At 39.3% G+C, this 12,589-nt stretch carries 12 protein-coding genes and 1 riboswitch; of the genes, 6 read left to right on the top strand and 6 right to left on the bottom strand.

The features are described 5' to 3' along the window. Positions 1-188 precede the first annotated feature (188 nt). On the bottom strand, positions 189-671 hold the full coding sequence (gene ybaK, locus FI644_RS10630) for a Cys-tRNA(Pro) deacylase (protein WP_053478449.1): 483 nt from the start codon (positions 669-671) through the stop codon (positions 189-191). 219 nt (positions 672-890) lie between these two features. On the opposite strand from ybaK, the gene FI644_RS10625 reads away from it, so the two are divergent. Beyond that, positions 891-2,312: a PAS domain-containing sensor histidine kinase gene (locus tag FI644_RS10625; protein ID WP_142108292.1), complete on the top strand. Its 1,422-nt coding sequence runs from the start codon at positions 891-893 to the stop codon at positions 2,310-2,312. Positions 2,313-2,397: 85 nt separating this feature from the next. On the opposite strand, the gene FI644_RS10620 is transcribed toward FI644_RS10625, so the two are convergent. Together FI644_RS10620 and FI644_RS10615 are read right to left on the bottom strand one after the other, a co-directional pair. Next, positions 2,398-2,883, bottom strand: a complete 486-nt coding sequence (locus FI644_RS10620) for a PaaI family thioesterase (RefSeq protein ID WP_053478447.1) — start codon at positions 2,881-2,883, stop codon at positions 2,398-2,400. Positions 2,884-2,916: 33 nt separating this feature from the next. Continuing rightward, positions 2,917-4,215, bottom strand: coding sequence for a Na+/H+ antiporter NhaC family protein (locus FI644_RS10615; RefSeq protein WP_142108291.1), 1,299 nt, complete (start codon positions 4,213-4,215; stop codon positions 2,917-2,919). 96 nt (positions 4,216-4,311) lie between these two features. Next, positions 4,312-4,424: riboswitch (SAM riboswitch) on the bottom strand. 225 nt (positions 4,425-4,649) lie between these two features. Here FI644_RS10615 and FI644_RS10610 point away from each other — a divergent pair. Beyond that, positions 4,650-5,381, top strand: coding sequence for a DUF4230 domain-containing protein (locus FI644_RS10610; protein WP_142108290.1), 732 nt, complete (start codon positions 4,650-4,652; stop codon positions 5,379-5,381). A gap of 68 nt (positions 5,382-5,449) precedes the next feature. Here FI644_RS10610 and FI644_RS10605 read toward each other — a convergent pair whose 3' ends face one another. Next, positions 5,450-7,102, bottom strand: coding sequence for an FAD-binding dehydrogenase (locus tag FI644_RS10605; RefSeq protein WP_142108289.1), 1,653 nt, complete (start codon positions 7,100-7,102; stop codon positions 5,450-5,452). Between the two features lie 189 nt (positions 7,103-7,291). Between FI644_RS10605 and FI644_RS10600 the strand changes: the two genes are divergently transcribed. The 4 genes from FI644_RS10600 to FI644_RS10585 all read left to right on the top strand — a co-directional run bounded on the left by FI644_RS10600 (position 7,292) and on the right by FI644_RS10585 (position 11,257). Continuing rightward, positions 7,292-8,458 (top strand): MFS transporter, encoded by a 1,167-nt coding sequence (locus tag FI644_RS10600; RefSeq protein ID WP_142108288.1) that lies wholly within the window; start codon positions 7,292-7,294, stop codon positions 8,456-8,458. A 247-nt stretch (positions 8,459-8,705) separates the two neighbouring features. Beyond that, positions 8,706-9,428 (top strand): ABC transporter ATP-binding protein, encoded by a 723-nt coding sequence (locus tag FI644_RS10595; protein WP_056686883.1) that lies wholly within the window; start codon positions 8,706-8,708, stop codon positions 9,426-9,428. Beyond that, the gene (locus FI644_RS10590) at positions 9,425-10,531 is read left to right on the top strand and encodes an ABC transporter permease (protein ID WP_142108287.1); all 1,107 of its coding nucleotides are present in this window, start codon (positions 9,425-9,427) and stop codon (positions 10,529-10,531) included. Before FI644_RS10595 ends, FI644_RS10590 begins: the two co-directional genes overlap by 4 nt. Positions 10,532-10,609: 78 nt before the next feature. Continuing rightward, on the top strand, positions 10,610-11,257 hold the full coding sequence (locus FI644_RS10585; protein ID WP_053478440.1) for a TetR/AcrR family transcriptional regulator: 648 nt from the start codon (positions 10,610-10,612) through the stop codon (positions 11,255-11,257). Positions 11,258-11,296: 39 nt separating this feature from the next. On the opposite strand, the gene FI644_RS10580 is transcribed toward FI644_RS10585, so the two are convergent. Both FI644_RS10580 and FI644_RS10575 read right to left on the bottom strand, forming a co-directional pair. Next, positions 11,297-12,106, bottom strand: a complete 810-nt coding sequence (locus FI644_RS10580; RefSeq protein WP_053478836.1) for an AAC(3) family N-acetyltransferase — start codon at positions 12,104-12,106, stop codon at positions 11,297-11,299. A 223-nt stretch (positions 12,107-12,329) separates the two neighbouring features. Continuing rightward, complete coding sequence (locus tag FI644_RS10575) at positions 12,330-12,518, bottom strand: hypothetical protein (protein WP_053478439.1); 189 nt, start codon at positions 12,516-12,518, stop codon at positions 12,330-12,332. Positions 12,519-12,589: the final 71 nt, after the last annotated feature.

Here is a 12,589-nt window from a genome sequence, read left to right as displayed (position 1 = left end):
AATAGAATTTCATATGGAGCATTTTTCAACTTTATCGGGCTAGTTTTTTAGTTTATCTAGCATTTTGATTATTTTATCGAGCTATTCTCATGGTTTATCTAGCATTTTGAGTACTTTATCGAGCATTTGCATTGAATTCAAAAAAAGAATGCCTACAAATCTTGCAGGCATCCTATACTAAAATTTCACTATACAGTTTTACAAATATCTGCTTGTTTTCCCTGAATAGCCTTCATTAAGTCCTCAGGATTCATTTCCATTTGCAAGCCAATTCTGCCTCCACTGACAACCATTCTTTCCAATGCCATTGCCTGTACGGCAATAAATGCTGGATATTGCTTCTTCATCCCAACAGGTGAGCATCCTCCACGAATATAGCCTGTAAGCTTCTGTATATCCTTAACGGGGATCATTTCCATTTTCTTCTCACCTGCAGCTTTTGCTGCCTTTTTTAAATCAAGCTCATCTCCTACTGGAATAATAAATACATATACTTGGTTACTGCTTCCATAGGCAACAAGTGTTTTATATACCCATTTCGGATCCCGATTTATTTTTTCAGCCACTGACAGCCCATCAATTTTTCCATCCTGGTTATCATAGGTGATTAATTCATAGGAAAGCTTTTTTGAATCAAGAATACGCATGGCATTTGTCTTTCCTTGCGCCATGTTGTTCCCCCCTTTATGAAAGGAATATATATTTTTATAAAATAATATAATTGAGAAAATACTCTTAAAAATTAATATGTATACTTTGAAAATTTTGACTTATATCTAAGAAAAAGTGCTATCATAGAAGTTGACATATTTATTATAGTAGCTTATCTGTCATATCCTTGTCTAATTAACTTTGATAGCCATAAAACAACAAATGAGGGGTACATATGAATGCTGGGAAAGATTACTTTAGATCATCCGCAATTATTTATCCAGGCTTTTGAGAATTCTGCAATTGGAATGGCATTAATAGCAGCAAATGATGGCGAACTATTAAAGGTAAATCAAGCGCTATGCAGCATCCTTGGCTATGAAGAACAGGAGATGCTAAAATTAAAAATATTTGATATCACTCATCCAGACGACTCAGAAAACGATTTACATATAGTTCATTTATTATTAAATGGGAAAGAGCATTCCTACCATTCAGAAAGACGTTACATACATAAAGATGGGTATGAAATATGGGCATTAATGAGCGTCTCCTTAGTAAGGGATGAGCAGCAAAACCCTATTTTTTATATCAGTCAAATTCAGGACATTTCTAACAGAAGGCGAACAGAGGAAAAGCTGCGAGAAGGGGAAGATAGGTACCATCGCATTGTAGAGGAGTCCCCTGATGGTGTGATTATTTTAAGAGATGAACGCTGCCTCTTCATTAATCAAACAGGTGTTGAAATGCTTCGTTTTAAGGGAAAGAGTGACATTGTTGGACGACCCATCTATGATTTTGTTCACCCCGATGACCACCAACGCTTAAAACAGCGTGATATGCATAATGGTTCAATCGGACCCATCGAAAAACGATTTATTCGAATGGATGGGAAAGTAATTGATGTGGAACTGAAAACAATCCCTACCATTTACCAGGACAATCCAGCGGTTCATGTCATAATGAGAGATATTAGTGAACGAAAACAAACGCAGGATTTAATCATTAATTCTGAAAAGCTTACCATTGCCGGGCAATTAGCCGCGGGCATTGCTCATGAAGTTAGAAACCCTTTAACCGCCATTAAAGGTTTTTTTCAAATGATGGAGAAGGATCTGAAAGGCAATAAGATGTATTTTGATGTGATCAGTTCAGAGATCAATCGAATTGAAACCATTCTTAATGAGCTATTAGTACTTGCAAGACCACAGCAAATCAAATATGAACGAAAGAATATAGAAGTTATTATCAATCATGTCATTACACTATTAAAAACACAATCCAATTTAAATAGCATTGAATTAATCAAAAGCATCGAACCGAACTTACCGCTCATCAAGTGCAATGAGAATCAATTAAAACAAGTGTTTATCAACTTCCTAAAAAATGCAATTGAAGCAATGGAAAAGGGCGGAAGAATAACAATCGAAATCCGTAAGCATCACACAGATACGATTATGATACAAATCATTGATCAGGGCAGCGGCATACCAGAACACCTATTAAGTAAAATTGGAGAACCCTTTTTTACAACAAAAGAACAAGGAACAGGATTAGGCTTAATGATATGTAAAAATATTATTGAAGAGCATAAAGGAAATCTACACATTGATAGCTCTTCCAATGGAACGAGAGTAGAAATATTATTACCTTTATTATAAGTTGTTTGCAAAAATAGGCTGTCTAAAAAGTTCATGAATGAGTGACTTTTTAGACAGCCTTTAGATTTTTATACTCTCTCTATTATTAATCTTGTTTTTTAAATGAACTTGGCATAACTACAGCAACCACTTCTCCACGAGCACATACCGCATCATTAGCAAAAACCTCTACATCGACCTTCCACTTCTTCGGATGGATTTCTGTCACTGTCCCTATCGCTGTTAATGGCACACCATCTGGAGTTGGCTTCACAAAGTCAACCTTCAAGGATGCTGTAACAAAACGCGGTGGCTCAGCACCATCCCCTACTTCATGTCCATTTTTACGATGGAGCGCTAATGAAGCAGAACCTGTTCCATGGCAGTCAATGAGTGAAGCAATTAATCCGCCATAAACAAAGCCAGGAATGGCCTTATGTTCTTTTTCTGGTGTATAGACTGTCATTGTTTGTTCCCCTTGCCAGCCTGTGCGAAAATGATGCCCATCCTCATTCAGACGGCCGCAGCCATAGCACCAAGCAAAATCATCCGGATAAATATCTTGAACAGCATTTACTACTTTTTTCTCCATTATACTACCCCCTTTTCAGAATAGTATAACATATCAAACGCTTTTTTCTTTTTTAAAATTTGGATAGCCAATGAGTATGGCTGCTACACCACAAACTCCTATTAGAATCGGATAATAAGAGAAAGGCAGAATGCTTACTGGTGAAATACTAGCAACACCTGCAGCAACTAGGATTTGTGCTCCATACGGAATTAACCCCTGTACACAGCATGAGAAAATATCTAAGAGACTAGCCGATTTTCGCGGATCAATTTCATATTGATCGGCAATATTTTTGGCAAGCGGTCCCGCAATCAAAATTGAAATCGTATTATTGGCAGTTGATAAATCAGTTAGTCCGACAAGTCCAGCAATGCCAAACTCTGCTCCCTTTTTGGATTTGATATTTCGGGTTACTATATGAAGCAAAAAGTCGATCCCGCCATTATGCTTAATTACCTCTACCATACCAGCTATCAAAATAGCTAGAAAGGAAATCTCATACATTCCAGCCATTCCTTCTCCAACCTTTTGAACCAATGGCATCATTTGATAGCTTCCATCCGCCAATCCAACAACTCCTGCTAATCCAATTCCTAATGCCAAGACAAGAAAAACATTCATCCCAATTAAGGCAAAAATAATGACTAAAACATATGGAAGAATTTTTACTAAGTGATAGGAATGTTGCGTAATTTCGGCATTTTCTCCCATTGTCACAATGCCTAGGATGACACATGTCACAATGGCTGCCGGTAAGACAATCCAGAAGTTCACTTTAAATTTATCCTTCATTTGTGTATTTTGTGAACGAACAGCAGTAATTGTTGTATCAGATATAAAGGAAAGATTATCACCAAACATAGATCCGCCAATAACGGCCGCCATGGAAAGCGCCAATGAAATATCTGTTTGCTCACTTATTCCAACTCCAATTGGAGCAAGTGCAACAATCGTCCCCATCGATGTTCCCATCGAAAGAGAAATAAAGCAGGCAATAATAAATATTCCGACCATTAATAGGTTTTGCGGGATGACTGAAAGCGCAAAGTTTACTGTCGAATCAACTGCCCCCATCCCCTTAGCCACTTCTGAAAACGCTCCTGCTAGGAGGAAAATGATAACCATAAGCATCACATTTAAGTTTCCTGCCCCTTTGCAGAAAATATCTACTTTATTACTGAACGTTTCCTTTCGATTCATTACTAATGCAACTGCACCAGAGATTGCAATGGCAACAATGACAGGAAACTTATAAAAATCTCCCGTCACAATTCCTGTTCCAATAAATAATATTAAAAAGACCACGAAAGGCAGCAGCGCCCACGGGTTCCCTTTTTTACCCAGTTCCATAAAGTGCACCTCCGTAAAATTTTCCTTCGAACATAACAAAAGACCTCTTCTCACCACAGCAAGAAGAGGCCTTATAAACGAATTTATAAAACACTCCTCTTATCTCTCAAGCACATTTGCTTGCTGGATTTGGCACAGCAACTCTAGTTTCCTACAGTTCCGCTGCCGAGATATCATCGGGCCAGTCCCTCCATCTCTCTGGATAAGAAGATATAAACGATCTATTTGAATAAGTAACAGATTACATGATTTCTTGTATTCATGCAACGGTAAATTTTTGGATATTTCTTTTGCTGTAAATTGATTCTACTGCCACTTATTTCATTTCCCACACAATTGGAAGGAAATAAATTATAATGAAGTAGAAACTTTTCATAGAAAACGAATGTATATAATATATAGCCCATTTTCAATATTCGACAAGGAGGATCCATATGGCACATATAAAAGATACGAGCGCAGCCAAGGAGGAAATCCTTGCTGGAAGCAGAGAAGCAGCAGCATCCATAGCGATGGGAACGAGAAAAAGATCTTCTATCCCATTTCCCTCATTTGGCAAGTCTTTTAAGTTACGAGTTTTATTGATTGCTATTATCGTTTTTTTAATAGGCAGCTTAGGTGCGTTTACCTATTTAAAATTGTTTACTGGCAGCACCTACCAAAGCGAAACAATTAATATTGTTGAAGGCGTTCAAGAATTGGCAACCTTAGCTACCGCACAGGCTGTTGTCACAACAGTGATCAAAGAAGAAGATAATAAACTATTTAATAAAGAAATCAGTGTGAATTTCCCCGGTACAAAAAGGACGGTACTTCTCATTGTTCCTGCAACAGTACTTGCTGGTGTTGATCTGCAATCAGTTACGGATGAAAACTTTGTAATTGATGAGGAAAACAAAGAAATTAAACTAACTCTTCCGCATGCGGCATTGATCCAAGATCCATCTATTAACATGGACAAAGTACAAACGTACTCTGAGGAAGGCCTGTTTAGAAGTGAAGTGAAATGGGACGAGGGGTATGACCTTGCTGCAAAAGCACAGACTGAGATTATAAAAGAAGCTGAAAATATCGGATTATTAACGAAAGCAGAGGATAGTGCAGTAAAGGTATTAAGTCATTTCTTTCAACAGCTTGGCTATGAAGCACGCGTTGAATTTAAATAACAATAGAAAATGGGTGGTGCGCACAGCACAACCCATTTTTTATACTTCTACTAGACTTATTTTGTCTTTCACACTTTTGATGCAATGGCGCGGCCAGCTTCCCGCCCAGAGAAAAGACACCCACCGACAAATGTCCCCTCTAATGCGCGATAGCCATGAATTCCTCCTCCGCCAAAGCCAGAAACCTCTCCTGCCGCATACAGCCCTGGAATGGCTTCTCCTGCATCATTCAATACTTGACCCGATAAATCTGTTTGTAGCCCCCCTAAAGTTTTTCGGCTAACGATATTTAACCGAACAGCAATTAAAGGGCCATTTTTAGGATCAAGGATTTTATGTGGAGCTGCTACACGAATTAATTTATCCCCTATATATTGGCGGGCACCTCGAAGAGCAGTAATTTGCAGGTCCTTCGTAAATTTATTATCGATTTCTCGATCTCTTGCCTTAATTTGCCGCTCAATCTCTGCAAAATCCAGCAAATTTTCGTCTGTTAGTTTATTCATCCCTTCAATGAGATCAGACAAATGATTGGCAATAACGAAGTCCTCTCCTTTATCCATAAATGCTTGGACAGGACCAGGAGCACCAGGCAAAACTCTAGATAATACCTTTTTAATACTTTTCCCTGTTAAATCTGGGTTTTGCTCTGAACCAGAAAGGGCAAATTCACGTTCAATAATCCTCTGGGTCAATATGAACCAAGAATAGCTATATCCTGTCTTTTGGATCGCCTCTAAAGTTCCTAATGTATCAAACCCTGGAAAATTCGGGGCTGAAAAACGCCTCCCTCTAGCATCCAGCCATATGGACGATGGCCCTGGGAGAATTCGAATTCCATGCTTATCCCAAATAGGATCCCAATTCTTTATCCCTTCTGTGTAATGCCACATGCGATCACGGTTAACAATTCTACCTCCTGCTTTTTCTGTAATCGACAGCATCCGGCCATCCACATGTGCAGGCACACCTGACAGCATATTCTTTGGCGGCTTCCCAAGACGGCTGGGCCAGTTTTTGCGGATGAGGTCATGATTCCCGCCAATACCGCCGCTTGTAATTAGCACTGCCTTTGCACGATATTCAAACTCACCGATTACCTCTCTTGAGCTCGCTTCCCCGCGGGCTGCTGAACTAGGCACAAGAACAGATCCGCTTATTCCAACTACTGAAGGACCACTATTTAATAGGTGGTCGACCCGGTGACGCGGACGAAACTCAACCAACCCATTCTTCATATGCTCTTTTACACGTCGTTCAAATGGTTCCACTAGACCTGGACCTGTCCCCCATACAATATGGAAACGGGGTACTGAGTTCCCATGTCCTTCTGCCAGATAACCGCCCCTTTCGGCCCAGCCGACAATTGGAAAAAAACGTACACCCATATCATACAGCCATGCACGCTTCTCCCCTGCTGCAAAACCAACATACGCCTCAGCCCATTTTCTCCCCCAATAATCTTCGTCATCCTCTCGGTCAAAACCAGCCGTTCCTAACCAATCCTGCCATGCCAGCTCTTTTGAATCTTTTATGCCTAATCTCCGCTGCTCTGGTGAATCAACAAGAAATAATCCGCCAAAAGACCACCATGCTTGCCCCCCAAGTGAGCTTTCAGGTTCTTGGTCTACTAGCAGTACTTTTTTACCTGCATCTGCCATCTCAGCTGTCGCTACCAAACCAGCAAGACCTGCTCCTACTACGATTGCATCATATTTCATTTTTAACAGCCCCTTTTTATCATCCGATCATTTTTTTATTTATTAATATATTAACTGATTTTTTAGATAATTAAATCAATTATTTGCTTCTTGCGTTAAAAAGTTTGCTTCGTTTTTATTTAACATGATGCTAATGGTATAATTTTCATGACATTCGAAAAAAGTTATTTAACTGGAGTGAACTTAATTTTGGAAACGAAAAAAGCTTTGCCTATCTTGTTTGCTATCATGTTCCTTGTCATGGTGGGCTTTGGCATTATCATTCCTGTCATGCCATTTTATGCGGAAGAAATTGGTGCCACACCAACTGAATTAGGATTATTAATGGCTGTTTATTCTCTTATGCAGCTTCTCTTTGCACCAATGTGGGGTCGAGTTTCTGATCGAATCGGCAGAAAACCAGTCATCATGATTGGAATCTTCGGGCTTTCTCTTTCTTTCTTATTAATGGCAGTATCCACACAGCTTTGGATGCTTTTTGTAGCCCGGATTCTTGGAGGGATCTTGTCTTCTGCTAATATGCCAACTGTTATGGCTTATGTGGCAGATATTACTTCAGAAGAGGATCGCGGAAAAGGGATGGGGATCATCGGAGCTGCAACAGGACTTGGATTTATTTTTGGTCCAGCAATAGGCGGAATCTTCTCTGAGGCAAGCTTACATATTCCTTTCTATATCGCAGGCGCCTCCTCTTTACTCACATTTTTCTTTGTTATGGGTATTTTAAAAGAATCATTAACACCTGAACATAGAAAGAGTAAAACAAGCAAGAAAACATCCATACTTAAGGCTTTCAATGGCCCTGTTTCCATTCTGTTTATCCTTCAGTTGTTCGTTTCTTTATCCTTATCAGGCCTTGAAGCAACCTTTGCTTACTTCGCTTCTGAAAAGGCGGGATTAGGTGCTGTGAAGCTCGGCTATATTTTTATGATTATGGGCTTCGCCTCAGCGATTGTACAAGGCGGATTAGTTGGAAGATTGACTAAAAAGCTTGGCGAAGGCTTTGTTATTCAGCTTGGTATTATTATTTCGGCAATCGGATTTATCCTTATTCTATTCATTAATAATTTTGCAACTGCCGCTCTTTATTTAACGATATTTGGAATCGGTAATGGCTTCATCCGCCCAAGTGTCTCCTCCCTGTTAACGAAACAATCAACAACAGGACATGGAAGCACAACCGGACTTCTGTCCTCATTCGATTCACTCGGCAGAATCGCCGGTCCTCCGTTAGGCGGGTGGCTCTTTTCCGTAGCAATTGGGATGCCTTATTATTCTGGAATCATCCTGTCGATTGTTGCATTGCTTTTATATCAAGTATATCGAGTGAAAGTGAGACATGTAGAAGCAAACTAATGCCTTATAATAATTCGTTTTGCCATTTTACCTTTGATTTTGGTCGTCATGAATGGATCATGACGACCAGTTTTATTTTTTCTCCTATTTTCGAGCGCCATGAACACTTCTTGGCTACCGTTTTGCTTTCCCCTCCTGATTTTGGGCGCCATGAATGATAATTCCTACAAACTTATATTGACCTATAATTAGTTTTGATTATAATAAAAGTGAGTAATCACTCACTTTTATAAAAGGAGGCTTACAAATGGCTTCAACTATTGTTATTAAAGATGTCTGCAAAAGCTTTGGCAAGAAGGCTGTATTAAATAAGATTAGTTTAACGGTGGAGTCCGGACAAATATACGGTCTAATCGGCCCTTCAGGTTCGGGAAAAACAACCTTAGTGAAGTTGATTGTTGGAATGGACCGTCCGTCAGAAGGACATATCCATGTATTAGATACCCCTGTTCCAAACTTAAACCTGCTGCAGAAAATTGGCTATATGGCACAAGCCGATGCCCTATACACGGATTTAACGGGTGAAGAAAACCTTGCCTTCTTTGCTTCCCTGTTTAAATTAAATAAACAAGAGCAAAAAGAGAGAATTTCTTATGCAGCAAATTTAGTTAATCTAACTCCGCATCTAAAAAAGAGAATCCAGGATTATTCAGGCGGAATGAAACGGCGATTATCCCTCGCTGTTGCTTTAATTCAAGACCCACAAGTACTTATATTAGACGAACCTACTGTTGGTATTGATCCTGAGTTAAGACAGTCTATATGGAAAGAAATCCGCCGGTTGAAGGCATCTGGAAAAACGATTTTGGTAACAACACATGTAATGGATGAAGCAGAAAAGTGTGACCGTCTCGCGATGGTAAGGGACGGGGAAATACTCACGAGTGGGACACCAGCAGAGTTAAAGGAACATTACAACATTACTAGTCTAGAAGAAGTATTCTTAAAAGCTGGAGGGAAAAAGGGATGAGAGTATTAGCGTTAGTGAAGCGAATTTTCCAGCAAATGATACGTGACAAAAGAGCGCTTGCCCTAATGATGATCGCCCCATTACTGATTCTTACTCTGCTCGATTATTTACTTTCAAGTAATGAGGTCACTCCAAGACTTGGTGTCAATCATGTCGATGAACCACTTACTGAGCAATTGGGAAATATGGATGTAACTGTTCTGCAGTATGACCAACTAGATAACTTACAAAAAATCATGATCGAGGATGAGCTGGATGGTGTTCTTCAAATGGAAGATGAAGACATTCAATTAACCTTATTAAATGCAAATCCCTCTACTGCAAAAGTATTAAAAATGAAGGTACAACAAGCAGTTGCTGCTGAAAACGCCAAGGAACAGGCAAATAAACTATCTCTTTTCATACAAGAGATTCAGAATAAAGTCCCTGGCGATCTAAAAAAGCTAGAACAGAAAAAAGCACCAGAGATTGATACAGCTTATATATATGGCAATAAAGAAACAACCTTTTTTGACCAGTTAAGCCCGATATTAGTCGGCTACTTTGTCTTCTTTTTCGTCTTCCTTATTTCCGGGATTGCGCTATTGCGTGAGCGGACAACTGGCACTCTTGACCGATTACTGGCAACACCCATTCAAAGAAGAGACATTGTTTTTGGGTATTTATTAGGATATGGATTATTTGCTATCATCCAAACGATTATTGTCGTCTTTTATGCGGTTAAAGTTTTAGACATCATGCTCGTCGGGTCCTTATGGAATGTGATCTTAATTAATTTGACAATCGCCTTAGTTGCACTGTCTTTAGGCATCCTTCTATCAGCATTCGCAAATTCAGAATTTCAAATGATGCAGTTTATCCCAATCGCAATCATTCCACAAATCTTTTTCGCGGGAATCTTCCCTGTCGAAGCCATGACAGACTGGCTTCAAATCATCGCAAAAGCAATGCCGATGTACTACGCCGGCAATGCATTAGTGGATGTTATGTACAAAGGATTAGGACTAAGTGACATCTTGTTCGATTTGCTTGTCCTATTAGGCTTTGCCCTTGTCTTCATTATTCTAAATATCATTACACTAAAAAAGTATCGAAAAATCTAAACCGTTTATTCACTTTTCCATTTCCGTTAAAATGATTTAAAATAAGTGTATGCAGAATGGAATTTAAAGGAGTAAACAATGTCTGAAGAAGAATTGATGATCCAACAGCTATTTGATGAGGAAAAATTAACTGATAAACAAAAAAAAATAATCGTTGCCGCTATTGAATCCTTTTCAGAAAAGGGATATTCGGCCACATCAACGAGTGAAATTGCCAAAAAGGCAGGGGTAGCTGAAGGAACGATTTTCCGGCACTATAAGACAAAAAAAGATCTGCTGATGTCGATTGTTGCCCCCCTTATGGCAAACCTAATTGGTCCTTTTGTAGTGAATGATTTTAACAAAGTGCTTGACCGGCAATATGATCGGGTGGAAGACTTTTTGAAGGCGACGATCGAAAATCGAAGAGAAGTTTTAATAAAGTTGCTGCCAGTTATTAAAATCCTTCTTCAAGAGATCCCTTTTCAGCCAGAATTAAGAGAACTCTTTCTAGAACAAATTGCTAAAAAAATATTTGATCGTGTCTCCATTATCATTAAGGGCTATCAGGAAAAGGGACAATTAATTGAAATGCCTCCAGAAAGTGTTGCGAGGCTAGCTATTACTACCATACTTGGCTATTTAATATCTCGCTATGTCCTGTTCCCTCATCTGGAATGGGATGATGAACTTGAAACGGAGCGCACCATTCAATTTATCATGCACGGTTTGGGAAAAAAAGAATAAATAGAAAAAGTCCAATCATGGTGAATTGGACTTTTTCTATCATAAACGATCCTTCTTTTTCATCCACTCCCGCGCAAAGTCAATGATTGGCTGCTGTTTCATCAGCTTGCATTCGGCTGAGCCAATAGCTGCTTTTCTCACTGCATATGTCTTCTCAAAGTCCTCCCCTAGATCAGCAAAACAATCAGAATCATACACAATCTCTTCATATGTTTTCCAGACACGCACGTTATTTTCAACAAGTGCCGTTCCCTTTTTAGCCTTTTCTCTATCCGGGATGGCGTGTTCTGCAAAATGCAAAGAGGTGTTGCTGTCATGTCCCACACCTAATAACAAGATATGCCCATCTAATTCATATAGTTTTGCTAAAGGAGACTTCGGGCCAAATCCTTCTTCTAATGGCTGCTCAGATAAGATATACTCGGCATTTTTTCCCCATGCCGCAAAGGAATACGTTGGGTGTGAACTCCTTTTTACCCCTGGAAAGGTTCTAAATACCTCAACAATTTTCCCCATTCCCCTTGTAGGTGTTATTTGCGGATCATATGCTGGCATATGTTCACGGATAATCGGCCACCACTCCTTTGGTACAGGAGGCATTTGCCATTCAGAGGGATCAGAGACATCTGCTGTCTGCGTTGGCATCACAATGGTTCCCTCAGAACCAATCGTATCCATTAATGCTTGAACAACAGAAATGGCTCCTCCACAAACCCAGCCAAATGCACTTAATGAGGAATGGACAATAACAACCATCCCTTTTTCTATCCCAAGATTTTTGAAATTTTCATGTAGACTGGATCTTGTATGTGGTGACTTTAATTGTTTAATTACGTCCGCTTCTTTCATTTCCATCCCCCTAAGCATTTCATTGAGATAAATTAATTCCATGGTTTCTTCTCCCTTTATATCGCTTGCACTTTATGTCTAATTATACCATCGTCACTAATATATTCGCCGTCCACCTCGATATATTGGACAAAAAAATGATATATTCGCCGTCACACTGATTATATTCGCCAAACCCAACAAAAAAATCTGACACCATCTTAGTGTCAGATTCTATATCCATTTATATTGGTTTGTTTGGCTGATAGGTTGGCTGCTGATTTTTCGCTTGGTTCTGTATACTTTTAGCTACTGCTGCCTGCACATTTTCATCCAGAGAAAACTCAGTATCTGTTTGATTGAATTGTCCTGCTTGGTTTTGTGCAGCAATTACTTTTTCATGCTCTTGTACTTCATTTTGTCGCTTTTTCAATTTATATCTCTCCTTTTTATCAAAAGTACATATGTAGATTTCCCTAATAGAAGTACTTTATTCGAAGAGAA

The organism is Cytobacillus solani, assembly GCF_006704205.1.
Classification (GTDB): domain Bacteria; phylum Bacillota; class Bacilli; order Bacillales; family Cytobacillaceae; genus Cytobacillus; species Cytobacillus solani.
The sequence above is the reverse complement of the archived record's forward strand: the minus strand, read 5'-3'. Positions and strand labels throughout refer to the sequence as shown.